Source organism: Nguyenibacter vanlangensis, from assembly GCF_038719015.1.
GTDB classification, from domain to species: Bacteria; Pseudomonadota; Alphaproteobacteria; order Acetobacterales; family Acetobacteraceae; genus Gluconacetobacter; species Gluconacetobacter vanlangensis.
Genome location: NZ_CP152276.1, coordinates 2824681 through 2849330 on the forward strand (window position 1 = coordinate 2824681; position 24650 = coordinate 2849330).

Annotated in this window: 20 protein-coding genes and 1 pseudogene; 8 read left to right on the forward strand and 13 right to left on the reverse strand. The window is 67.7% G+C overall.

All coding sequences use genetic code 11. The features are described from left to right. Positions 1-13: 13 nt before the first annotated feature. The 6 genes and pseudogenes from AAC691_RS13210 to hutI form a co-directional block, all read right to left on the reverse strand. Entirely contained in the window at positions 14-781 is a 768-nt protein-coding gene (locus tag AAC691_RS13210; protein ID WP_342627231.1) for an SDR family oxidoreductase, read from the reverse strand. A gap of 281 nt (positions 782-1062) precedes the next feature. Then, a pseudogene (locus tag AAC691_RS22355) lies at positions 1063-1320 on the reverse strand (alpha-hydroxy-acid oxidizing protein); the annotation flags it as partial. A gap of 6 nt (positions 1321-1326) precedes the next feature. Continuing rightward, positions 1327-2874, reverse strand: coding sequence for a histidine ammonia-lyase (hutH, locus tag AAC691_RS13220; RefSeq protein ID WP_342627233.1), 1548 nt, complete (start codon positions 2872-2874; stop codon positions 1327-1329). A gap of 22 nt (positions 2875-2896) precedes the next feature. After that, entirely contained in the window at positions 2897-4597 is a 1701-nt protein-coding gene (gene hutU, locus AAC691_RS13225; RefSeq protein WP_342627234.1) for a urocanate hydratase, read from the reverse strand. Between the two features lie 127 nt (positions 4598-4724). Further along, positions 4725-5450 (reverse strand): histidine utilization repressor, encoded by a 726-nt coding sequence (gene hutC, locus AAC691_RS13230; protein WP_176641521.1) that lies wholly within the window; start codon positions 5448-5450, stop codon positions 4725-4727. 31 nt (positions 5451-5481) lie between these two features. Further along, positions 5482-6747 (reverse strand): imidazolonepropionase, encoded by a 1266-nt coding sequence (hutI, locus tag AAC691_RS13235; RefSeq protein WP_342627235.1) that lies wholly within the window; start codon positions 6745-6747, stop codon positions 5482-5484. 124 nt (positions 6748-6871) lie between these two features. On the opposite strand from hutI, the gene AAC691_RS13240 reads away from it, so the two are divergent. Together AAC691_RS13240 and hutG are read left to right on the forward strand one after the other, a co-directional pair. Continuing rightward, complete coding sequence (locus AAC691_RS13240) at positions 6872-8251, forward strand: formimidoylglutamate deiminase (RefSeq protein WP_342627236.1); 1380 nt, start codon at positions 6872-6874, stop codon at positions 8249-8251. Positions 8252-8284: 33 nt separating this feature from the next. Beyond that, positions 8285-9085 carry an N-formylglutamate deformylase gene (hutG, locus tag AAC691_RS13245; RefSeq protein WP_342627237.1) on the forward strand — a complete coding sequence of 267 codons (801 nt, stop codon included), beginning with the start codon at positions 8285-8287 and terminating at the stop codon, positions 9083-9085. 22 nt (positions 9086-9107) lie between these two features. On the opposite strand, the gene AAC691_RS13250 is transcribed toward hutG, so the two are convergent. After that, on the reverse strand, positions 9108-10499 hold the full coding sequence (locus AAC691_RS13250; RefSeq protein WP_176640652.1) for a cytosine permease: 1392 nt from the start codon (positions 10497-10499) through the stop codon (positions 9108-9110). Between the two features lie 349 nt (positions 10500-10848). On the opposite strand from AAC691_RS13250, the gene AAC691_RS13255 reads away from it, so the two are divergent. Beyond that, positions 10849-11262, forward strand: a complete 414-nt coding sequence (locus AAC691_RS13255; RefSeq protein ID WP_176640653.1) for a RidA family protein — start codon at positions 10849-10851, stop codon at positions 11260-11262. A gap of 63 nt (positions 11263-11325) precedes the next feature. Here AAC691_RS13255 and AAC691_RS13260 read toward each other — a convergent pair whose 3' ends face one another. Genes AAC691_RS13260 through AAC691_RS13270 form a run of 3 tightly spaced genes read right to left on the reverse strand, consistent with a single transcriptional unit; the run spans position 11326 to position 14433 of the window. Beyond that, on the reverse strand, positions 11326-12003 hold the full coding sequence (locus AAC691_RS13260) for a DUF1028 domain-containing protein (RefSeq protein ID WP_342627238.1): 678 nt from the start codon (positions 12001-12003) through the stop codon (positions 11326-11328). A gap of 49 nt (positions 12004-12052) precedes the next feature. Further along, positions 12053-13210: an acetylornithine deacetylase gene (argE, locus tag AAC691_RS13265; RefSeq protein WP_342627239.1), complete on the reverse strand. Its 1158-nt coding sequence runs from the start codon at positions 13208-13210 to the stop codon at positions 12053-12055. Continuing rightward, entirely contained in the window at positions 13207-14433 is a 1227-nt protein-coding gene (locus AAC691_RS13270) for an NAD(P)/FAD-dependent oxidoreductase (protein WP_342627240.1), read from the reverse strand. Before AAC691_RS13270 ends, argE begins: the two co-directional genes overlap by 4 nt. Positions 14434-14687: 254 nt before the next feature. On the opposite strand from AAC691_RS13270, the gene AAC691_RS13275 reads away from it, so the two are divergent. Both AAC691_RS13275 and AAC691_RS13280 read left to right on the forward strand, forming a co-directional pair. Beyond that, positions 14688-15419, forward strand: a complete 732-nt coding sequence (locus AAC691_RS13275) for a class II aldolase/adducin family protein (protein WP_342627241.1) — start codon at positions 14688-14690, stop codon at positions 15417-15419. 44 nt (positions 15420-15463) lie between these two features. Next, positions 15464-16399 carry a LysR family transcriptional regulator gene (locus tag AAC691_RS13280; protein ID WP_342627242.1) on the forward strand — a complete coding sequence of 312 codons (936 nt, stop codon included), beginning with the start codon at positions 15464-15466 and terminating at the stop codon, positions 16397-16399. Between the two features lie 10 nt (positions 16400-16409). Here AAC691_RS13280 and AAC691_RS13285 read toward each other — a convergent pair whose 3' ends face one another. After that, complete coding sequence (locus tag AAC691_RS13285) at positions 16410-17705, reverse strand: MFS transporter (RefSeq protein ID WP_342627243.1); 1296 nt, start codon at positions 17703-17705, stop codon at positions 16410-16412. A gap of 2 nt (positions 17706-17707) precedes the next feature. Further along, positions 17708-20173, reverse strand: a complete 2466-nt coding sequence (locus AAC691_RS13290) for a TonB-dependent receptor plug domain-containing protein (protein ID WP_342627244.1) — start codon at positions 20171-20173, stop codon at positions 17708-17710. A 373-nt stretch (positions 20174-20546) separates the two neighbouring features. Between AAC691_RS13290 and AAC691_RS13295 the strand changes: the two genes are divergently transcribed. Beyond that, complete coding sequence (locus AAC691_RS13295) at positions 20547-21827, forward strand: FAD-binding oxidoreductase (RefSeq protein ID WP_342627245.1); 1281 nt, start codon at positions 20547-20549, stop codon at positions 21825-21827. Between the two features lie 67 nt (positions 21828-21894). Continuing rightward, the gene (locus AAC691_RS13300; RefSeq protein WP_342627246.1) at positions 21895-22620 is read left to right on the forward strand and encodes a GntR family transcriptional regulator; all 726 of its coding nucleotides are present in this window, start codon (positions 21895-21897) and stop codon (positions 22618-22620) included. Between the two features lie 46 nt (positions 22621-22666). Here the strand turns inward: AAC691_RS13300 and AAC691_RS13305 are convergent, their stop codons facing one another. Continuing rightward, a complete protein-coding gene (locus AAC691_RS13305) occupies positions 22667-23623 on the reverse strand; it encodes a helix-turn-helix domain-containing protein (RefSeq protein WP_323989491.1) in 957 nt (318 codons plus the stop codon). Positions 23624-23754: 131 nt separating this feature from the next. On the opposite strand from AAC691_RS13305, the gene AAC691_RS13310 reads away from it, so the two are divergent. Next, positions 23755-24648 (forward strand): 3-keto-5-aminohexanoate cleavage protein, encoded by an 894-nt coding sequence (locus tag AAC691_RS13310; protein WP_342627247.1) that lies wholly within the window; start codon positions 23755-23757, stop codon positions 24646-24648. The last annotated feature ends 2 nt before the right edge of the window (positions 24649-24650 follow it).

Here is a 24650-nt window from a genome sequence, read left to right on the forward strand (position 1 = left end):
CATGAGAACCTTGTTAGCGGAGATAGCTCGCGCCGTTCATGTCGAGTGTCGCGCCACTTAATGAGCGTTGTGAACTGAACAGACAAAACGCAATAAGATCAGCAAGCTCCGGCGGTTCGACCATCTCGCCGATAGGGATATCGCTGACGGCAGCGTCTTGACCTTTCGCTTTGATAAATTCTTCGGCCATCTCGGTGCGTACGAATCCCGGAGCAATAGCGATCGCTATGACGCCGTTCTTACCGAAGTTTCGTGCGATGGATTTCGTGAGGTTCACGAGACCGGCCTTCGACGCTCCATATGGCATATGCTCTTCCGTATAGCCCCGCTGAGCTGCCCGGCTGGCTATGTTGATGATCCGACCCCCGCCATGTTGGCGGAAATGAGCAATGGCGGAGCGGCAGAGGTCGGCGGGAGCCAAAAGATTGACACGCAGATCCACCTCCCACGCCCTCTGCCATTGACCCAAATCGTCCTCGATGCGGGCTATGGATCTAATTCCGGCATTGTTCACCAATGCGTTGATCCGCCCGCACGACGAAATCGCTTGCTCCCAGAGTTTTGCCGCGCCGTCGTGATCACTGAGGTCGCCATGCACAAGAGTCCCGCGTCCCCCAATGTACGATAGAAGATTTTCGGCTACGTTTCGGTTGCGTGCATAATGGATAATTGGGTGCCCTCCAAGATTAGAAATCCGCTCAACGAGCGCTTGCCCGATCCCGCCCGAAGCACCTGTTACGAGAATGTTTTGTCCAGCCAGAGAAAAATGTTCGATTGGCATTCTCATTCACCATTTCACTTTTTCTATTTTCGCATCCACAGTATTTTATAGACAATGGGCCGAGAAATAGAAAACATTTCTGCAAGATCGCTGACCGGACAATTACCGGTGTCATACATCCGGCGTGGTTCTTTCCCGCTCCACGCGGCCGGCACGCTAAGGGCCGCGATGTCGGGGAGGCCGGCCAGGGCCATGACGTCCCGGATTTCCTGGGCCAGCCGTTCCGGCGCATCGGCGATGCCCGCCGCCCCGCGTTGCCGTCCGCGCGGCGCCGATTCCCCTTCGGCGTGGAACATGCCCGCGAAGCCGACCGGTGCCAGCATGGCCGGCATCCGCCAGTCCTGCCCGAAGCATCGCGTCGCGAGATCGACGCGCGAGACGTCCTGCAGCCCCCGGGGCGTCACCGCGTGGCGTTCGAACGCCTGGCGGTTGCGCCGCAGCGTGCGTTCGCCATGCGCGCCCGCCGTCGATATAGTCGGCGAACAGGCGCGGCAGGTGGCGCCGCGCCCGCGCCGCGCAGGGCGCGAACAGCCCGTCATCGACGGTCATGCGGCGCCGAATTCCGGCAGCGCCGTGGTCCTGGCCGCCGCGTCCGTCATGGCGCCGGACGCGATCAGCCGCCGTGCCGTTTCGATATCGGGCGTGAACAGCCGGTCCTGCGCGAAGAACGGCACCGCGTCGCGCAGGGTCGCGGCCGCGGCCGCCAGCGGCGCGGACGAGGCCAGGGGGGCGAGGAAATCGAGCCCCTGCACGGCGGCGAGATATTCGATGGCGATGATCGTCTTCACGTTGTCGTTGATGTCGCCCACGCGCCGCGCCGCGAAGGTGGCCATCGAAACGTGATCTTCCTGGTTGGCGGAGGTCGGCAGGCTGTCCACGCTGGCGGGATGGGCCAGCGTCTTGTTCTCGGAGGCCAGGGCCGCCGCCGTGACCTGGGCGATCATGAAGCCGGAATTCAGCCCGCTTTCGCGCACCAGGAAGGCGGGCAGGCCGCTCATCCCCGCATCGACCAGCAGCGCGATGCGCCGCTCGGCGATCGCCCCGATCTCGGCGATCGCGATGGCCATCAGGTCGGCGGCGATCGCGACGGGTTCGGCATGGAAATTGCCGCCGGACACCATTTCGTCGCTGCCCGGAAAATGAATCGGGTTGTCCGACACGGCATTGGCCTCGATCAGCAGCACCCGCGCGGCGTGGCGGAGGCTGTCCAGCGCCGCGCCCATCACCTGCGGCTGGCAGCGCAGGCAGTACGGGTCCTGCACGCGCTCATCATCCACGCGGTGCGAGGCGCGGATCCGGGACCCCGCCATCAGCGCGCGATAGACGGCGGCGCATTCGATCTGCCCCTGCTGCCCCCGCAGGGCGTGCAGCCGCGGATCGAACGGCGCGTCCGTGCCGCGGGCGGCGTCCAGCGACAGGGCGCCGGCGACCAGGGCCGCCTGGAAGATCCGTTCGGCGTCCAGCAGCGCGACCAGGGCCAGCGCCGTCGAGGCCTGGGTGCCGTTGAGCAGCGCCAGCCCTTCCTTCGGCCCCAGGACGACCGGCGACAGTCCCGCCGCCCGCAGCGCCGCCCCGCCGGCCATTCGCCGGCCGCCGAAGACGGCCTCGCCCTCGCCGATCAGCACCGCCGACATGTGCGCGAGCGGCGCCAGGTCCCCCGACGCGCCGACCGATCCCTTTTCGGGGATCACCGGAATGACGCCGCGATCCAGCATGTCGACCAGCAGCCGCACCACGACGGGCCGCACGCCGGAGAAGCCCCGGGCGAGGCCGTTCGCCTTCAGCAGCATGATCAGCCGCACCACCCGTTCGGACATCGGCGCGCCGATGCCGGCGGCGTGGCTGAGCACCAGGTTGCGCTGCAGGTCGCGCAGCCGGTCGTCGGGGATGCGGGTCCGGGCCAGCTTGCCGAAGCCGGTATTGACCCCGTAGACCGCGTGGCCGGCGGCGACGATGCGCGCGACGGATTCCGCCGCCTCGGCCAGCGCGGCGATCGTGTCCTCGCCCAGCGCGACGCGCAGCCCGCCGGCCACGAAGCGCCGCAGCACGGCCAGGTCGAGACCGCCGGGGCGCAGGACAAGCAGATCCGTCATCGTGTTCCCTCCCCCCTGCTTATCAATCTCTGGTGACCATCGCCCTGGTGACCATCGGCAGATCGAGCCCGTTGGCCCGGGCGCAGGCCATTGCCGTGTCGTAGCCGGCGTCGGCGTGGCGCATCACGCCCGTGGCGGGATCGTTCCACAGCACGCGTTCGAGACGCCGCGCCGCCTCGGCCGTGCCGTCGGCGACGACGACCATGCCCGCATGCTGCGAAAAGCCCATGCCCACGCCGCCACCATGATGCAGGGACACCCAGGTCGCGCCGGAGGCCGTATTGAGCAGCGCGTTCAGCAGCGGCCAGTCGGAGACGGCATCGGATCCGTCGCGCATGCTTTCGGTCTCGCGGTTCGGGCTGGCGACCGAGCCGGAATCGAGATGATCGCGCCCGATGACGATCGGCGCCTTCAATTCGCCCTTCGCCACCATGTCGTTGAATGCCAGGCCCAGCCTGTGACGATCGCCCAGCCCGACCCAGCAGATCCGCGCGGGCAGGCCCTGGAAGCGGATCTTCCGCCGCGCCATGTCCAGCCAGGCATGCAGGTGCCTGTCGTCGGGCAGCAATTCCTTCACTTTCTGGTCGGTGCGGTAGATGTCCTCTGCCTCGCCGGACAGCGCCGCCCAGCGGAACGGCCCCACGCCACGGCAGAATAGCGGGCGGATATAGGCCGGCACGAAACCGGGGAACGCGAAGGCGTCCGCATATCCTGCCTCGGACGCCATCTGGCGGATATTGTTGCCGTAATCGAAGGTCGGCACCCCCATGCGGTGGAAGGCGACCATGGCCTCGACCTGCCGGCGCATCGACGCCTTCGCCGCCTGCTCGACGGCGGCCGGATCGGCGATCCGCATCCTTTCGGCCTGGTCCAGCGTCCAGCCCGCCGGCAGATAGCCGTTGAGCGGATCGTGCGCCGAGGTCTGGTCGGTCACCGCGTCCGGGCGGATGCCGCGCCGGACGAGTTCGGGGAAGATGTCGGCCGCGTTGCCGAGCAGGCCGACGGAAACCGGCTTTCTGTCCCGGCACGCCGCCGCGATGATGTCCAGCGCCGCGTCGAGACTGTCCGCCCGCCGATCGAGATAGCCGGTCTGCAGGCGTTTCTCGATGCGCGAGGGCGCGCATTCGACGGCCAGCATGGACGCGCCGGCCATCACGGCGGCCAGGGGCTGCGCGCCGCTCATCCCGCCCAGGCCGCCCGTCAGGATCCAGCGCCCGGCCAGGTCGCCGCCATAGGACTGGCGCGCCATTTCGACGAACGTCTCGTACGTGCCCTGCACGATGCCCTGGCTGCCGATATAGATCCACGATCCGGCCGTCATCTGGCCGTACATCATGAGCCCGGCCCGATCGAGTTCGTTGAACGTGTCCCATGTCGCCCAGTGCGGCACCAGGTTGGAATTGGCGATCAGGACGCGGGGCGCGTCCTCGTGCGTGCGGAAGACGCCCACCGGCTTGCCGGACTGGACCAGCAGCGTCTGGTCGGATTCCAGCGTCTTCAGGCTTTCGACGATGCGGTCGTAACAGTCCCAGTCGCGGGCGGCACGCCCGATGCCGCCATAGACGACCAGCTCGGACGGTTTTTCGGCCACGTCGGGATCGAGATTGTTCATCAGCATCCGCATCGCCGCCTCGGCCTGCCAGGATTTGGCGGAAAGTTGCGTGCCGCGGGGCGCGCGGACGACGCGGCTGTTCGAAAGGCGGGAGACGGTCGGACGCGTCATGGCATCACCTTGCGCAAGCTTGTATATACATTGCTTTGGCCCGTGGCCGGGAGCCTGTCAATGCGGAATCGGCCGGCGCGGGAGCGAAACGACCGGACAGGCTATCCGGACAGGCTATGAGGATCGGCTAGGGCCGGTACCGGCCGACGAAGCTGTAGCGGCTGCCCGAAGAGGTGAAGATCCCCTTCATCACCACCCGGCCGCCGACCCAGGTCCGCCGCATGAGCTGCAGGCATGCCTCGGGCTCGCGCAGGTCCAGCAGGGCGCAGATCGCGGGGTCCGGCGTGACCGCGAAGACGACATGTTCGACGTCCTCGGCCGCGGCGATGCGCGACAGGTAGCGGTGCGGGTGGGTGAGGGTGAAATCCTGGTCGAGAAAATCGGGGGCGAAATGCGGCGAGACGAACCGTTCCTCGACCTGGAGGGGGGTGCCGTCCTCGTAATGCACGATCACCGAGTGGAACAGCCGCGCGCCGGGGCGCTGTTCGAAGGCGGTGGCGAGGTCGCTGTCCGCCCGCCGTTCGTCCAGCGCGACGACGCGGGTGGTGTGCGTGTGGCCGCCGGCCGTGATGTCGTCGGCGATGTCGCGCAGTTCCAGCATTTCGACCCGCTGGCGGGGCTCGGCGACGAAGGTCCCCACCCCCTGGGCGCGGGTCACGACCCCTTCGGCCATCAGTTCCCTGAGCGCGCGGTGGACCGTCATCCGCGATACGCCCAACTGCTCGACCAGTTCGCTTTCCGACGGCAGGCGGCGGCCGGCCTGCCATTCCCCGGCCGCGATGCGCCCGGTTATGTAGAGCTTGACCTGCTCGTAGCGCGCGGCCGGCTTTTCCTGGGCGATGATGGGCGGCACGCTTGGCTCTCCCGCTAGCTTGGCTCTCCCGCTAGACAGAGTCTGCTTGAGATCGGGTTGGCGGCGCATCCGGCACGCCGGCGAAGATCCGCGCGGCGGGCCGCTGGCCGCCGATCCAGTAGGACAGTTCGTGCGGGCCGTCGATATCCCAGAGCGCCATGTCCGCGGCGAATCCCACGGCCAGCCGCCCGACCCTGTCCCCCAGACCAAGGGCCGCGGCGGCGACATGGGTGTGCCCCGCCAATGCCTCGCCCGGCGTCAGGCGGAAGAGCGTGCAGGCCATGTTCATGATGCCGGTGGGGGTCAGGACGGGCGAGGTGCCGGGATTGCAGTCCGTTGCCAGGCCGATCCGCACCCCGTGGCGGCGCAGCAGCTCGACGGGCGGCGGCCGGGTTTCGCGCGTGAAATAGAATGCCCCGGGCAGCAGGATCGCGACGGTGCCGGCCCGCGCCATCGCCGCGATGCCCGCCTCGTCGGCATATTCGAGATGGTCGGCCGACAGGGCCCCCCACCGCGCCGCCAGGGCGGAGCCGGACAGGTCGGACAACTGGTCGGCATGGAGGCGCACCGGCAGGCCGTGGCGCGACGCGGCGGCGAACACGCGCTCGACCTCCCCAGGGGTGAAGGCGATGCCCTCGCAGAACGCGTCCACGCTGTCGGCCAGCCCGGCCTCGGCCACCGCCGGGATCATGTCCGCGCACAGCAGGCGGACATAGTCGTCCCGGCGCCCGGCATGCTCGGGGGGCAGCGCGTGGGCCCCGAGGAACGTCGCATGGATCCGGAGCGGCAGCGCGTCGCCGACGCGCCGCGCCACGCGCAGCAGGCGCATTTCATCGTGCAGCGTCAGCCCGTATCCCGACTTGATTTCCAGCGTCGTCACGCCGTTCGCGACCAGGCGGCGCGCCCGCCGCAGCGTGGCCTGGAGCAGTTCGTCGTCACTGGCCGCGCGGGTTGCGCGCATCGTCGCCGCGATGCCGCCGCCGCGGCGGGCGATGTCCTGGTAGCTGACGCCCTGGAGGCGTTCGGCGAATTCCGCGCTGCGGTCGCCGGCATAGACCAGATGGGTGTGGGGATCGACCAGCCCCGGCGTCATCCAGCGGCCGCCGCACCGGATGACCGAGGCCGCCAGGTCCCGCGCCGGGCCCGGCAGGTCGGCGGCGGCGCCGACCCATGCGATGCGGCCATCCTGCACCGCGAGCGCGCCGTCGCGGATGATGCCGAAATCGTCCCCGCCGGGCCGCCCGTCGCCGCGGGCCGCGACGGAGAGGTGCACATCGATCCACAGGCGGTCCCACATGCCGTTCTTTTTCCCTGGTCTTTCTTTGGTCTTTCCTTGACCGTCTTTCCTTGACCGGACTTATCTATACATGTCTAGTTTAAGCGTATCCGGTGCGCAACGACATTCCAGGACGCCTGCATCCATGTCCCCTTCCCCCCGAAACGGATCGCTGTTCGCCGGACTGGCCCTGCTGCCCGAGGGGTGGCGGCGCGACGTCCGGATCGGTTTCGCCGAAGGAGGCGCATTCGGTACGGTCGTCGCCGGCTGCCGGCCGGAGGCGGGGGACCGCCGGGCCGACATCGTGCTGCCGCCCCTGCCCGGCCTGCATTCGCATGCCTTCCAGCGCGCCATGGCGGGGCTGGCCGAATGCCGGACGGATCCCGCCGATTCCTTCTGGACCTGGCGTGAACGGATGTATGCGCTGGCCGGCACGCTGCAGCCGGATACGCTGCGCGCGGTCGCGGCCTTCGTGTATATGGAGATGCTCGAGGCCGGCTACACGCAGGTTGCGGAATTCCACTATCTGCACCGTGCGCCGGACGGCGCGGCCTATGCCCGGCCGGGCGCCATGGCCGAGGCCGTCGTGGACGGCGCGCTGACGGCGGGGATCGGCATCACCATGCTGCCGACGCTTTATATGCGCGCGGGGTTCGGACAGGATCTGGCGCCGTCGCAGCGGCGCTTTCGCGGCGATCCCGATTTCATCGCGCGCATCATCGCCGATCTCGGGGATCGTTTTGCCGGCGCGTCCCTGCTGCGCCGCGGCGTCGGGCTGCATTCCCTGCGGGCGGTGGACGGGGATTGCATCCGCGCGATGCTGCGGGCCGCGCCGGAAGACGGGCCGGTGCATATCCATGTCGCGGAACAGCGGCGCGAGGTCGAGGACTGCCTGGCGGCCCTGGGCGCCCGTCCGGTGCGCTGGCTGATGGACCACTGCCCGGTCGATGCGCGCTGGTGCCTGGTGCATGCCACCCACATGGACGCGGGGGAATGCGGCGACCTGGCGCGCTCGGGCGCAGTGGCCGGCCTGTGCCCGATCACGGAGGCCAATCTGGGCGACGGGATCTTCCCCCTTGCCGCCTTCATCGATGAAGGCGGCCGGTTCGGCGTCGGCCCGGACAGCAATATCCTGCTGAGCCCCGGCGAGGAGCTGCGCCTGCTGGAATATGGCCAGCGCCTGCGGTCGCAGCAACGATGCCGCGCCTTGCCGGCGGGACGGACGGGTTCGGTCGGGCGTTTCCTGTACGACGCGTGCCTGGCGGGCGGCGCCCAGGCCTGCGGCATGGAGGCCGGCATCGCCCCCGGCCGGCGGGCGGATCTCTGCACCCTGGCGGCGGAGGATCTGGCGCTGCCGGGCCTGACGGGCGACGCGATCCTGGACAGCGTCCTCTTCGCGCGTCCGGCCCTTCCGGTTTCCGATGTCCTCTGCGCCGGCCGATGGGTGGTCGCGGGCGGGCGGCATGTCGCCCGGGATGCCATCGCCCGCGATTTCCGGGCGGCCATGGCAAGGCTGTCGGCCTGACAAGGCTGCGGGCCTGAAAGGAGAATCTTCGCGATGGACGGGCCGGTTTTCTCGCTTGTCCGGGGGGATGCCCCCGTGCTGGTCACCATTCCCCATGCCGGGACGCGCCTCGCCCCCGGCATGGCGGCGCGGATGACGGAGGCGGGGCGCGCTTTGCCCGATACCGACTGGTATGTTCCCCGCCTGTACCAGGTCGCGGCGCGGCTGGGCGCCGGCGTGCTGCGGGCGCATTATTCGCGCTATGTCATCGACCTCAATCGCGGCGGCGACGATGCGGTGCTCTATCCCGGGCGGCCGAAGACCGGCCTGGTGCCGACGCTGACCTTCGATGGGCGGCCGATCTACCGGCCCGGCGCCGAACCCGGCGAATCCGAGATCGCGGCGCGCCGGCAACGCTATTGGCAGCCTTATCACGATGCGGTCGCGGCGGAACTCGACCGCCTGCGCGCGCGCCACGGCCATGCCGTCCTGTGGGACGCCCATTCCATCGGCACGGTGATCCCGCGCCTGTTCGAAGGACGGCTGCCGGACCTGAATTTCGGCACCAATGACGGCGCCGCCTGTGCCGGCGGCCTGATCGCCGCCGTCATGGCCGGGCTGACGGAGGGCGGGGGCTATTCCTCTGTCCTCGACGGCCGGTTCAAGGGGGGCTACACCACCCGTCATTACGGCCGCCCCGCGGAGGGGATCCATGCCATCCAGCTTGAGAAGGCCCAGGCGACCTATCTGGCGTCGGAGGGCGGGGCGGCGCCTGCCGCCGATGCGCGGAAGATGGAAAAGCTTTCCGGCCTGATCGGGGATCTTCTGGAACGCGCCTGCGCCTGGAGACCCTGATTGCAGTCGAGTCCGTGGCCGTTCAGTCGGTGGCCGTGGCGGGCAGCGCCCGCGCGTTGAAGCGCCGTTCCATGGCGATATAGAGCGGCGGGGTCAGGAGCAGGCTGACGACCCAGGACAGGTCGACGCCGCCCAGCGCCCGCGCCACCTGTCCGGTATAGAGCGCGGTCGAGAGGAAGGGCACCTGCACGAGGATGCCGATAACGTAGCAGGCCAGGGCGGGGCCGTTGAAAAGACCGTAGCGCCCGCCGTCCCGCGCGAAGAACGAGGCGACGTCATAGTCCCCGTGATGCAGGAGGTAGTAATCGGTCAGGTTGATGGCCGTCCACGGGATCATGACCGACATCAGCAGTTCGAGAAATTCGCCGTATGCGCTCATGAAACTGTCGGCCATCAGGGTCGCCATGGCAAAGGCCAGCGCCAGCAGCGCCACCGTCACGATCAGGCGCGCGGTCCGGCCGTAGCGCCGGCCGGGCGTGAAGGTCTGCGCCACAGTCAGGGTCGACAGGGCCCCGCAATAGATGTTCATGGCGTTGGCCACGGCGATGCCGAGCGACAGCGCGGCCAGGACCGCCGCCACCCACGGCCCGAGCAGCGCCGCCAGCGTGACGACGATGCCGTGTCCCGCCGCCAGCAGCCCCACCGCCGCGCCCAGCGCCATCGCCAGCACCGACCCCAGCACGGAACCGGAGAAGCAGGCCGCGAATGCCTGTCTTTCGCCCGCGGGACCGGCCGGGAGATAGCGCGAGGAATCCGAGACATAGGGCGCATAGGCGATCTGCCACAGGGCCGCCGTGGACATTGTCCGCAGAATGCCGGTCCAGCCCGGCCGGCCCGGCGCGAGGAACGGCAGGTCGCCGGCATGCAGCGCCAGCACCCGCGCGATGCAGAACAGGATGGCGGCGCCGCAGAGCACCGTCATGACCCGCGCCGAGAGATGGATCGCCCGGTAGCCGAGGATGGCGGGAAGGACCGAAAGCGCCTGGACGACCAGGATGGCGGAAAGACGGCCCAGGCCGGGCACGATGCTTTGCAGTCCCTCGGCGCCCAGCACGAGGTTCGACGCCGCGAACCCCACATACATCAGGACGATGACGGCGGTTACCGGCACCGCGCCCATCAGGCCGAACTGGCCGCGCGTCTGGACCATCTGCGGCACGCCGAGACGCGGCCCCTGCGCCGCGTGCAGCGCCATGAACACGCCGCCGATCAGATTCCCGGCCAGGAGCGCCAGCAGCGCCGGCAGCAGCGGCAGGCCGTAGACCGTCGTGGACAGCGCCCCCGTCACGACGGTCAGCATCATCAGGTTCGGGCCGAACCACACGGTGAACAGGTCGCGCGGCCGGCCGTGGCGGCGCGCGGGGGGGATCGGATAGATGGTTTCCGCTTCCGGGGAACCGAGCGAATCGATCATGAGCCCTCCGTGTCCGGTGCCGCGCTGATGACGCGGAACGATCCGGTGCGGCATCGACCGATACGACATTATTCCGCCGCTGGATACAGCAGCCCGCTGCGACGTATTTCCCTACGCCGTGCATCGGAAAAATCTATCAAGCCCGTGCATTTATTGCGATATCATCATGTCCGTTCGCGCATGGCGGCGAAAGGAGGCCCTGGCGGCGCGCGCCCCGCTTCCTTCGGTTTTTCCGAAGCCAAAGGAAACAGTTCCGTTCTTTCATAGATCGTCCCGGCCTGCGACCATTCCCGGATCGAACCGGCCGGGGTAGTGCGCCGGCTCCGGCCAGGACATGAGGTCACGACATATGCCCGTCCATAAGCGCATCCGTCCGTTCAATACGAAAGAGACCTATCCCGAGCAGAACCTGGACAATGATTTGTGCCAGGCGGTCGTGGCGGGCAATACGGTCTATCTTCGCGGCCAGGTGCCGCAGGACCTCGACACGCGCGAGAACGTGGCCGTCGGCGACCCGGCCGGGCAGGCCCACAAGGTCATGCAGAACATCCTGCTGCTGCTGAAAGAGGCGGGATCGGATCCTGCGCATATCTGCAAGGTCACCGTCTATCTGACGGATATTCGCCACAGGGAAGCCACGTATCGCGTCCTGGGACAGTATCTGAAGGGCGTCTTTCCGGTCTTCACCGGGCTGGTCGTGGTCGCCCTTGCCCGACCGGAATGGCTGATCGAGGTCGACGTCATCGCGGTGTTGCCGGACTGAGCAGATCCATTCGGAACCCTATCCGGAACCAAGGCCATCCCGGAGGACGGGCTGGGCCCGGCGTCATTCGTCGCCGGGCACGCCGTACGCGGGCGCGGACGACGGATCCAGGCAGCGCGTGACGTAATCGTGCATCTGCGGCTGCCAGACGGTCCAGAGATCGGCCAGGCGCGCGATCGGCGCATCGTCCCAATCGACGCGCAGGTCGGTCAGCGGCCAGCTCTGGCGGTCGACGACCAGCAGGCCCGCGGAGCGGAGCGGGCCGGCCTCGCCGCCGGCCGCCAGGCCCGCGCACATGGCGCGCAGGAGGCGCGTGCCGAGTTCCTGGGACGGGTCGGAGGCGAGGAAAGCCTCCACGACCGCGTCGGGCACCGTCGCGTTGGCCAGCAGGTTGCCGGCCGACGCCACGTTTCGGCGGACCGCCGTCGCATGGCATCCCAGCGTCCGCGCCCCGGACCAGACGGCCGCCGTGCCGTGGCGATCCATGACGGCGAGTTGCCGGAATTCGGGAAACGGGCCGGTGCGCACCAGGGCATCGCGGCACTCGGCGGCGCTGCTGCCCCCGTCCATCAGGTCGAGGCCGAGCGGGCCAAGCCGCGGATCCGTCACGTTCTGCGACGCCACCACCCCCACCCCGGCCCGGGCGAACGCGCAGCGGCCGGCGACCGCGGGGGACGAGGAGGACACGGCGATGCCGAACTGGCCCGTCCGCGCGCATCTGGCGATGATGGAAAAGGTCATGTCCGTCTTTCTCCCTGTCTCCTCGGCATGTTTCGGCGGGTGCCCCGGTTCAGCGGCGGAGCCGGTCCAGGACACCGTCGAGAAACCTGTCGCCCTGCGCCAGTTCCCGCGTGGTGATATATTCGTCCGCCTTGTGCGCCCGGCCGATCGATCCCGGCCCGCAGACGATACAGGGCAGGCCGAGCTGCTGCGCGAACAGCCCCGCTTCGGTGCCGAAATCGATCACGCCGGGGGCATTCCGTCCGGCCGCGCGCAGGCCGAGCGCGCAGATTTCGGTGTCGGCGCGTCCATCCAGCCCGGGATAGGCGTTGACGATGTCGATCCGGATCGTCCCCCGGCCGGCCTCGGCCTCCACGCGCCGTGCGGCGGCGTCCAGCCAGGCAAGGGAAGCCGAGCCGTCCTGGCCGGGAATCAGCCGCATCTCGGCCGTCGCCACGCAGAGATCGGGAACGATGTTCAGCGCGGTTCCCCCCTCGATCAGCCCCGCCTGGACCGTGGAGAACGGCACCGCGAACCGCGTATCGTGCGGCTCGGTCAGGCGGATATGGTCCTGGAGATCCGTCAGCCGGCCGATCATTTGGGCGGCCAGGACGATCGCGTTCGTTCCCCGGAACGGATCGGCGGAGTGCGCGGCCTCGCCCCGGCAGACGATCCGGAAGGCGATCTTTCCCTTGTGCGCGACGGCGACCGCCATTTCGGTCGGTTCGCCGATTATGCAGCCGGCGGCGCCCCGCATGCCGGCATCCGTCTTCAGCGCCGCCAGCAGCGAACGGACGCCGAGGCATCCCAGTTCCTCGTCATGGGAGATCGCCAGGTGCAGCGGACGGACGAGCGGGCGGGCGGCGGCTTTCCCGGCGGCCGTCAGCATGCAGGCCAGGAACCCCTTCATGTCGCTGGTCCCTCTGCCGTACAGCCGATCGTCCCGCTTCGTCAGCACGAAGGGATCCGAGGACCAGGCCTGACCGGCGGCGGGCACCACGTCCGAATGCGCCGACAGGACGATGCCGCCGGGGATATCCGGCCCGACCGAGGCGAACAGGCTGAACGCGTCCGGCCTGTCGCCGGGGATGCGCCGCACCCGCGCGCCCAGCGCGGCGAGATGCGCCGCGATCCAGTCGATCATGTCGGTGTTGGACTGGCCGCAGACACTCGGGAATGCCACGAGCCGGTCCAGAATGGTCTCTGTGATGGTCTCTGTGCCGGTCATCTCCGCGCCGCGATATGGCCGGCCAGATAGTCGGCATCATGCCAGACGCCCCAGATGAAGGGCGACGCCCTGCGCGTCAGCCAGGCCAAGCCGAGGAAATAGAGTCCCGGTTCCTCGGACACGCCCTTGCGATGGCGCGGGCTGCCCTTCGCGTCGAAGATGTCGATCTTGATCCAACCGAAATCCAGCGCATAGCCGGTCGCCCAGATGACGGAGGCGATGCCCGCCCCGTGCAGGTCCAGGGACAGGACGGGATCGGTGACGCATGCGGGATCCGGCCCGATCGCCCGTGCCGCGGGCTCTTCGGGAAGATCCAGTCCCTGCTGCGCCACATAGGCATCCGCCGCGTCCAGCATCGCGAGATAATCCGCGTCGCCCCGGTCGATATTCGCCTTCAGGTCCGGTGCGAGGTGCAGGACACCATCCCGGAAGGAGTCCGTCCTGCCGACGAGGGTCATGCCGTCCTGCGCCAGCCGGCGGAAATCGACCGTATGTCCGCCGCGCGCGCCGCTGACGGCGATTGTGACATGTTCCATGGACGGGCTGCTGACCGCCATGTCCCACATTCCGAGGACGCCGAGCCACCAGACGAAGTCACGCCCCCGATAGCGCCGGGGCGGCCGGTCATGGGGGCCGACGGAGAGCCAGACGGGGCGGCCCGCGCGCCGCAGTTCGTCGGCGATCTGCACGCCCGAGGACCCCGCGCCGACGACCAGGACACCGCCTGCCGGCAGCAGGTCCGGATTGCGGTACGCACTGGAATGGATCTGCAGCACCCCGGCATCGGGCGGAATGATCGGGGGGACGACCGGTTTCTGGAACGGTCCGGTGGCGGCGACGACGTTCGTCGCCTCGATCACGCCGGACGAGGTTTCCACCGCGAAGCCGGAGCCGCCTTCGTTCCGGCGAAGCGACAGGACCTCGACCCCGCAGCGGACCGGGGCTTCGATCCGCCGCGCATAGGCCTCGAAATACGTGACGATCTTCTGGCGGGGCGCGAAGTCGTCCGGATCGACGTCCGGAAATGTCATGCCGGGAAACCTGTCATGCCAGGCCGGCCCGTTGGCCACCAGGGAGTCCCAACGCTCGGACCGCCAGCGCTCGGCGATCCGCTTCCGTTCCACGACGAGATGCGACACACCCCGCCGGCCCAGATGCTCGCTCATGGCCAGCCCGGCCTGACCCGCGCCGATCACGAGCGTATCGACTTTTTCGGTTGCCATTCCGGATACCCTTTTCCGACCGTGCCGAAGATCATTCCGGCGCATGAAAAGCCGTTCGCTCTTGTAATGAAATCAGAAAATTCCACAAACAATCATTTTGATCATTGATGCTTAGCATTTTCCTAAGAGCCGGGCGGCGGTGCTTCGGGCAACGAAAAACCTTATGACGGCTTCAAAAAAACAATCTTTACCCGATAGACATCACGATTCTACGCTGCCTCCGTCATGAGGGAAACCATCCCGCGGAGGCGGTCTTGAGCCAGGACAACGAACAGAGCGTGCGGGTGGATCTGGCCGCCGCCCTGCGCATCGCGGCGCGCCTGGGGATGCATGAAGCCGTCGCCAACCATTTCAGCGCCGCCATTTCCGAAGACGGCACGCGCTTTCTCATCAACCCGAAATGGCGGCACTTCTCGAGGATACGCGCGCGCGACCTGATCGTGGTGGATGCGCGGCAGCCGGGCGATGCGGACAGCCGCGACCTGGATCCGACCGCCTGGGCCATTCACGGTCAACTGCACAGGATCAACCCGCGCGCGCGGGTGGCCATGCACCTGCATCCTGTCCATGCCACGGCGATCGCGACCCTGCAGGATCCCGTCATTCCCCCGATCGACCAGAATACGGCCCGATATTTCAGAAGAATCGCGATCGACAGGCACTATGGCGGCATGGCCGACAGCGCGGCCGAGGGCGCCCGCCTCGCGGCGCTGATGGGCGACAGGACCCGGCTGATGATGGGCAATCACGGCGTCATGGTCGTCGCCCGCACCGTCGGCGAAGCCTTCGACGACATGTATACGCTGGAACGGGCCTGCCAGATACTCGTCACGGCCTATTCGACCGGCAGGCCGCTTTCGGTCCTGGCCGACGACGTCGCGGAAAAGACAGCCGGGGACTGGGAGCGCATCACGGATTTCTCCATCCGCCATTTCGAGGAAATGAAGCTGATCCTCGACAGGGAGGAGCCCGACTACAAGGACTGAGCGCGGCCTCTCGCCTGTCGGCGTGCGATGGTATAAAAGACGGCATGCGCTATACGCTTCGTCAGCTCGAATATTTCATCGCGGCAGGCGAAGCCGGGTCGATCCGACATGCCTCGGAGAAACTCTCGATCTCCCAGCCTTCGATTTCTACTGCGATCGCCCATCTCGAACAGGAACTCGGCGTTCAGCTCTTCATCCGCCATCATGCGCAGGGATTGTCGCTGACGCCGGCCGGGCGCCGGCTCGTCGCGGAAGCGAAGCGGGTGATCCAGATGGCCGAAGGACTCTATGCCGCCGCGTCCGAGGTCACGGACCAGGTGCGGGGCCAATTGACGGTCGGCGCCATGGTCACCCTGGCGCCGATGATCATGCCGGAACTCGCGCACGGGTTCATGTCCGCCTATCCGGCCACCGAAATCCGGCAGTTCGAGGCCGATCACGAACAGCTTATGGAAAGGCTGAAGCGCGCCGAGATCGACATCGCCATCACCTATGACCTCCAGATTCCCGAGGACATCAGTTTCCTGCCCCTCGCCAGCCTGCCACCCCATATCCTGGTCAGCGCGGCGCATCCCTTCGCGGGCCGCGAAGAGGTTTCCCTTCGCGAACTCGCGGACGAGCCGCTCATCCTGCTCGACCTGCCGTTGAGCCGCGAATATTTCTTCGGGCTCTTCTTTCGCGAGGGGCTGGAACCGAAGATGTATTCCCGTTCTTCGCATCAGGAGGTGGTGCGCACGATGGTTGCCAACGGATATGGCTACACGCTAGCCAATGTGCGGCCTCGTTCGGATCTCGCCCTGGATGGACGGCGCGTCGTCCGGGTCAGGCTGGCGGGCGATCATCGGCCGATGGTGGTCGGGATCGCGACGCTGGAGACGATCCGGAAATCACGCTTGCTCGAACGGTTCGAGGCGCATTGCACGGCCTCCATTTCCGACCTGTCCCTTCCGGGAATGACGGCGCCCGACCTGCCTGACTGAAGAAGCGGCGTCACGTCGACCTTCGCGCCGCGCCGTCGCGGATCGACGGGCCCGCCAGGCAGAGGCAGGAGATGCTGAGAACCGACATGGCGAGCAGGTACAGGCCGGGTGCCGGCAGGTTGCCCGACCGGCGCGTCAGGAGCGAGAGCAGCAGCGGCGTGAAGCCGCCGAACAGGAGCTGGCTTGCGGCATAGCTGAGCGCGATGGCGCTGGCCCGGTTGCGGGCGGGGAACAGGTCCGCCATCAGCGCCGGCACCGACGCGTAGTAGCCGCCATAGATGCAGACGATGAAGACCGATTGTACCAGCATCAGCCGCGTCGCCGACGGCGCGGCGGCCAGCCACGCGAAGAGCGGCCAGGCCGCCAGGCCGCCGATAGTCGCCGCCGTGATCATCAGCCCGCGCCGCGCCGTTCGGTCGCCCAGGCCGGCAAAGACCGGCGGCAGGACGATCGACAGAATGCCGGACACCACCGTTCCGAACAGCGACCCGGTTTCCGACAGATGCAGGACGGTGCGGGCATAGGTCGGCATGTAGACGTTCAGCGCGCTGCCGGTCGCCCCCAGCCCGACCGTGCCGATCGCCAGGATCATACGCCGTTTGTCGCCCCGCATGATCTCGCGCAGGGGGGTGTGGTTTTCGCGGCGGGAAAAAACCGCCGATTCCGCGCTGCGCAGGCGCAGCCAGGTGGCGAACGGCCCCATGACCAGCCCGAACAGGAACGGCAGGCGCCACGCCCCCGCATCGATCTGGCGGTCCGAGAAGAAATGATGCACGCACCACGCCAGGAATGCCGCCAGCGTTACGGAAAAGCCGGATGCCGACCATTGCAGGCTGGCGTAGAATCCGCGCCGCGCCGGATCGCGTTCCGCCAGCATCGCCGAGGCGCTGCCGAATTCACCGCCCGCCGCGAACCCCTGCAGCAACCGCGACACCACCAGCAGCAATCCCGCCGCCGGACCGATCGACCGGCTGTCGGGAATCAGCGCGACCGCCCCGGTGCCGATCGTCATCAATGCCGATGACAGGATCAGCCCGCTGCGCCGGCCATGCCGGTCGGTCCAGGACCCCAGCCAGGCCGCCCCCAGCGGGCGCACCACGAACGCCACGCCGAAACTGCCCAGGCTGAGCAGCAGAGGCCGCGCCCCGCCGGCGCCGCTCGAAAAGAACAGGCGCGAGAAGGTGACGGAAAACAGCCCGTAGAGCAGCAGGTCGTACCATTCCAGCGCCCCGCCCAGGACGGTCGCCAGAATGGTGCGCGCCTGCCCCGCGTCGCGGACCGTCGCCGGAGCCGCCGTCGCCGCCACCGTCAGAAGCCGGTCGTCAGCGAGACGACGCCCGAGAATTTGCCGCCGGTGATGTAGGTCGGCTGGCTGGCCGCCACCATGTGTCCATAGATGCCGCGCGTCGCGACCGCGTTCGAGGTCAGGCCCCATGCGCCGGACAGATAACGTGCATCCCCCACATTGATCAGGTTGAGCTGGATCTGCGGCCGCTTGAGGGCGCCCACGCTGTGCAGGCGGTACCCCAGGCTGACATTCGCGGTCTTGTAGGCCGGCATGCTCTGGTCGTCCATGAAGGTGGTGTATTGGGAATCGACGTAGTTGAACGAGAAATTCCCGAACAAAGACCCGTCGTCATAGGACAGGCCGATCGATCCCATGAAGGTCGGCGTCAGGACCGCGCTCTTGCCCCGGGTCGGCAAATAGTCGCCGCCGGCCGCGATGTCGTTGTCGATGGTGGCATGCAGATACTGGCCCGACAGGTAGGGCGCGACATGATGCCAGGCCGGCAGGCTGAATTCGGCGCTGGCGCCGCGCGTCGTCTGGCCGCCGCCATTCAGCGACGACGTGATGGTCGTGCCGTTGACGAGCTGGTTGCTGGTCACCTGGCGGTTGGTAAAATTATAGTTGAACAGAGAGACGGTCAGGTTGAACGCGCCGTAATGGCGGAAACCGATTTCCTCGGCGATCGAATATTCCGGCTTGATGTCGCTGGAATGCGCGCTGGTCATCCTGCCCGTCGCGACGCTGAACATGTCGATCGACGGCGTTACCGCGGCAGCTTCGCGGAAGGCGGTCGTGCCGTTGACATAGACCTGGTCGTGCGGCGTGGCCTGGTAGCTGATCGCGACGCGGGGCAGAGGCTGGAAATCGCTGAACCCGGTCGCGTAGGTCGCCCCCGGAATCAGGTTGGTCGCCATGCGCGTCATCATCACGGCCTTGAGCCCGGCCGAGACGGTCAGCCGGTCGTCCAGCGCGCGATAGGTATCCTGCAGCGTCAGCGCGTTGAGTTGCTGGATCACATGCGCATTCCATTGCAGCAGCCGCCGTCCGTCCTGGGTCAGCACGGGATATCGCCCCCACAGATTGGCCGCCTGCCCGTTGGCCCCGGGCAGCGAATAGGAGGGGTCCTCGGTATAGTTCACGTAGGAATACCAGTAGCCGAGCGACAATGCGTTATGGTGATGCGTCCATGTCAGCGCCGTGTTCAAGCCGAACGTCGATTCGGTGAAATGATCGACCGACACGGCCGCCGCCTGATTACTTACCCGGCCGCCCGCCCCTGGCGGGAATTGCAGGATGCCCGCCGGTTCGCTGCCGAGATAGCTGCCGGTCCGGCTGAGCGCCGTCGCGCCGTTCAGCGTGCCGTCCACGTCATAGAGATAGGGCGTGACGGCCAGGGCCAGGCCGTGGCCCAGGTTGAGATGCGCCTGCACGCCGGCATGCGCGTGACGCCATTCATATTGGTGGAATTTGTAATAATCCGTGTTCGATCCGGTAAAATTCGGCGCGTAGTTGTAGGAATCGCCGTATTGCCGCCACTGTGCCAGCGTCGGGTAGGTATACAGGTTTTCGGTGACGTCGTTGTAGGACATGAAGGGCGAGATGCTGTTGCCGTCGCCCCATGTCCTTTCGCCCTTGAAATCCACGTGCCAGCGATTCAGGCCGCCCGGGCCGCGCCAGTTGGTGGCGGTGGTGTTGGAAAACGACGCGTAGGACCGGAAGCCGGAATGCCCGATCTCGCCCGTCTCGCCCCGGATGAATTCGCGCTCCAGGTCGTTGCCGCCGAAGGTGAAGTCGGCCAGGCCGCCCGCCTTGGGGGACGGGCTGCGCATCGTCGCGCTGATCAGTCCGCCCACCGCGCTGAAGGTGGGCGCCATCAGGTCCGGCGAGCCGGGCGACACCGTGATCGATCCGATATTTTCCGTATCCGCCCAGGTCGAGGATGCCGGACTGTAATACAGCACGTCCGACGGGTTCATCCCTTCGAACTCGTAGCCGATCTCATTCTGGTTCATGCCCCGCATCGACACGCTCATCCGGTCGGTCGCCCCGGTCGGATCCGCCGTGGCGACCACGACGCCGGGTGTGTTGCGCACCAGGTTGAGCACGTTGGTGGTCGGGGACTGCGCCGCGATGTAGTCGCGCGTTATCGTGTTGCGGGCATAGGGCGCGGTCTGCCGCGGCATCAGCCCGCCCCCCGGCACCGCGCCGGTCATGCCGGTCGCCGACGCCTGCGCGCTGACGGTGATTTCCTCGGGCCTTGGCGGCGCCACGGCGCGCGGGGACCGTTTCGGCGTAGGGCGGTGCGTCGGGGCCCGCGCCGATGCGTCCCGCGCCGTAACGGGCGCCGTGCCGGATAGCGGGTGCGGCCGCGCGCCGGCGACCGCCGCATGGGCTACCGTCACGCTGGCAACCGTCGCGGCGATCAGCGTGACGCCCGCGGACGCGGCCGCCGTGACGCTGAGGGAACGGAATCTGAGACCGGACATAGGGCGCCCCACTGCCTGGGAGATGGTCGGGACGCGACGCGGCGCACGGCGCACCCAATGTATGCCGAATACCCCATGATGGCATGATATCCGCCGGATCATCGCGTTTCAGCATACCGACGCTAGGCCGAAACGATATTGCCTGTCCAGCTCGTTTTGAATATGGACCGAAAATTCTTTGAAATTTGGGGAAAACAGCCGAATATTCTTTTCACGCAGGAAGATTCGGCGTGAAAACCGGTGGGTCCATTCCCCTTCCAGTATGCTGAAACACAGGTTATGTAGAGGTTGGTTCGATGTGATGGGCATCCGGTATACGAATGGATCCGCAGCCACGATGGAGCCCAGTGAACGCACGCGGAGCCCGCATGTCATGACGTCGCCGTCGCGCCCGAAACCACGCTATGATGTCGTCGTCGTCGGCGCGGGGATCATCGGGCTGTCCACCGCCCTGTTCCTGCGGGAGCGCGGCCTGTCGGTCGCGGTCCTCGACAAGGGTGTTCCGGCCTATGAGCAATCCAGCCGCAACTGGGGCTGGATGCGCACCGTCGGGCAGGACATGGCCGAGCTGGAACTGGCCCTGCAGAGCCGCCCGCTGTGGCGCCGATGGGCGGCCGAGGGCGATTTCGGCTTTCGGCCCTGCGGGCTGGTGTCGCTTGCCGAGACCGAAGCGGAGTGGTCGGCCCTGCAAGCCTGGTTCGCCCAGGCCCGCGGCCGGGGACTCGATACGCGGGAACTGGATTCCGAGGCGGTCGCCCGCGCCCTGCCCCAGCTTCGGCGTCACCAGGCCGGCGGTCTGTTCGCGCCGGGCGATGCCGGCATCGAACCCGACCAGGCCATGCGCTTTCTCGAACGCAAGGTCCGCGATGCCGGCGCCGCCTTGTTTGCGGGCACTGCCGTCCGGCACATCGACATCAGCGGCGGGCGGGCCACCGGCGTCGAGACCGAAACCGGCCCCGTCGCCGCCGACGCCGTCGTCATCGCCGCCGGTGCCTGGTCACGCTGGCTGAGCGCGACGGCCGGCATCGTGATCCCGCAATTGAAGGTGGTCGCCTCGGTCCTGCGCACCACGCCGGTCGAGGACGGCCCGCTGCCCAACGTGGCCTCCACCGCGTTCTGCCTGCGCCGCCGCCGCGATGGCGGCTATACCGTCGCGCGCCGCAATTCGTCGCTGACCTATGTGACGCCCGACGCGCTGCGTTTCCTGCGCCTGTACCTGCCGAACTATCTGAAGCAGAAGCAGTTGCTGCGGGTGCGCGCGGGGGCCAGCTTCTTCCGCGAACTGTGGCTGGAGCGGCGCTTCGGCCCCGGCCGGCCCAATCCGTTCGAAGAGTTCCGTGCCTGCGACCCGGCAGCCGACAGCGACACGCTGAAAGCCACCTTCGCGCGGTTGCAGCAGGACATGCCCGTCTTTCGTGCCGCGCGCATTGCGGCGGCGTGGGCCGGGACGATCGACGTGCTGCCGGACGCGCTGCCGATCCTGTCGTCCGTGGCGCGGCATCCCGGCCTGTTCCTGGCCACCGGCTTTTCCGCCCATGGCTTCGGCATCGGCCCCGCGGCCGGCAAGCTGATGGCCGAGATCGTGACCGGCGAGGCCGGCGCCTCGTCCCGTGCGCCGTTCCGGCTCGAACGGTTTCACCTGAACGGCGATTGACGGCAGGCAGCCATCTGGTTTTAGCGGATATGGCATCCTTTCCAGAAGACATGAACGAGGCCGGCCGATGAAGGAAAGACACCCGCCCGCGCCCCCGGCCGAGGACAGCCCGGGCGAACCGCGCGGCCATTACAGCGGCGAGGAACTCTATGTCGCGCTGCGCCGGGACCTGATCAGCAACCGCACGCCCGGCGGTACGATCCTTCAGGAAAGCGATATCGCCCACCGCTACGACGTCAGCCGGACCCCCGTGCGCGAGGCGCTGCAGAGGCTGCACCAGGACAATCTGATCGAGCGCAAGGGCCGGTTCTACATGGTGGTCCAGCCGCATGTGGACCGGATCCGGGAGCTGTATGAATTCCGCGAGGCGATCGAGGCGAGTACCGTGGTGCTGTGCTGCCGCCGCGCCAGCGATGCGGACCTGGCGCACATCGTCCATCTGGTGGACGAGCAGTACAGGGCCGCCGGCGAAAAGCGGTTCCATGATTATGAACGGTTCGACGCCCTGTTTCATGTCGCGATCGCCAAGGGCGGCGACAACAGGCTGCTGGCCCGCCAGTTGGAAGTCAGCTACGACCAGATCTGGTTTTCCCGGGTGGGGCATCTGATTTCGATCCCGGAATATTCCGTCGATGCCACGATCGCGGGGCATCGCCGCATCGTCGATGCCCTGGTCCGGCGCGACGAGGGCGTTGCCAGGGCCGAGATGATCAGCCACCTGCGCAGCGCGATCGAACTGACCGAACGTGCCTCGCCACGCAGCAAGCGCGCGGGGAAGCGACGCGCATCGTGATCGTCGGGTTTCTGCCGAGAGCATCCGCGCGGTTCCAGCCTGGCCGTCACGGTTCGATCCGGTCGGCGGCGGGCGGGACGCCGAATTCGTCGCGATAGGCGCGCGAGAAGCCCGATCGGCTTTCGAAGCCCGTCGCGGCGGCGATTTCGGTCACCGGCAGGTCGGTCTCGCGCAATATCGTGCGTGCCCTGGCCAGGCGCAGCTTGCGGTGATGCGCCGCCATTCCCCAGCCGAACGCGTGATGGAACACCCGCTCCAGGTGCCGTTCGGAGCAGTGGGCGATCGCGGTCAGTTCCCCGACGCCCAGGCGGCGGTCGGTCGTCTGCTCCATCAGCGCGACCACCCGCGCCAGCCGCCGATTATGGGCGGGCGACCGCCCGCGCTGCGGCGCCTTCTGCGCCGCGTCGGGCCGGCGGATGACCGTATGGATGCATTGTTCCGACACCCGGCGCGCGAAACCGGCGCCCCGCGCGGCGGCGATACGCGCCAGCATCAGGTCGATCGATGCCGTTCCCCCCGCGCCGGTGAAGATGCCGCCATGATCCTCGAACAATTCGTCTGACGCACGCCAGTCCGGAAATGCCTCGACGAAGGCCGGCCGTGCCTCCCAATGCATCGTCATCGGCGTGTCTTGCCCCAGCCCGGCCCGCGCCAGCAGGAAGGCGCCGGTATCGATCCCGCCCATCTGGACGCCGCGCCGGGCCAGGACGCGCAGTGCCCGGTCGTGCGCGCGCGCCAGCCCCGCCAGCGGCGAGAACCCGGCGCAGACCACCAGCCAGTCCAGGGCCGGCGCGTCGGCGCGGGCCGCGTCCGCCAGCGACCGCGCCGCCTCGATCCGCATCGCGTTGGACGCCACGGCGGGCCGGCCATCGAGCGAGAGAACGTCCCATTGATAGAGCGCCTGCCCGGCCAGCCGGTTGGCCACGCGCAACGGTTCCGCCGCGCAGAGAAACCCCAGCGCGGAAAAGCGGGGAACCAGCAGGAAACCGACGCGGCACGTCATGGAGCGTGACGATATCCGACCGAAACCGCAACGCAAAGGGCGGGAACGGTCACGCACGCGCCTCGCGCCGCGCGCGACACTCGCTTCGGGACGGACAGGATGCCTGTCCGTCGGCACGAGGGCGAACCTGCATGAAAACCAGCCTGTTCATCACCTGCGCGGTCACGGGGGCCGGGGACACGGCGGCCAGCCATCCCGGGTTGCCGATCACGCCGAAACAGATCGCCGCCGCCGCGATCGACGCGGCCAAGGCAGGGGCCGCCGTGGCGCATATCCATGTGCGCGATCCCGAAACGGGCAAGGCGGCGCGCGACATTGCATTATACCGCGAGGTCGTCGAGCGCATCCGCGACGCCGATACCGACGTGATCATCAACCTGACCGCCGGCATGGGCGGAGACCTGGTGCTGGGCGGCGGCGAGTCCCCGCTGCCGCCCGACGCCACGGGGACGGACATGGCCGGCCCGACCGAACGCCTGGCGCACGTGGCCGAACTGCTGCCCGAAATCTGCACGCTGGATTGCGGGACGATGAATTTCTCGCTGGGCGACTACGTCATGGTCAATACGCCGTCGATCCTGCGGGACATGGCGCGGCAGGTCCGGGCGCTGGGCGTGCGGCCGGAACTGGAAGTGTTCGATACCGGCCATCTGGTGTTCGTGAAACAGATGTTCAGGGAAGGATTGCTGGACGCGCCGCTGATGATCCAGCTCTGCATGGGTGTGCCCTATGGCGCGCCCAACGACCTGCTGACCCTGCATGCCATGGTCAATGCGCTGCCGGCGGACTGCGTCTACAGCATGTTTTCGCTCGGCCGCTTCCAACTGCCTTATGTCGGGCTGGCGCCGATGGTCGGCGCGAACATCCGGGTGGGGCTGGAGGACAATCTCTATCTCTCGCGCGGCGAACTGGCCAGCAATGCGCAGCTTGTCGACCGGGCGGCGACGATCCTGGGCGCGATGAATGTCGAGATCCTGGGACCGCAGGCGGTGCGCGGGCTGCTCGGGCTGACGAAACGGGGATGATG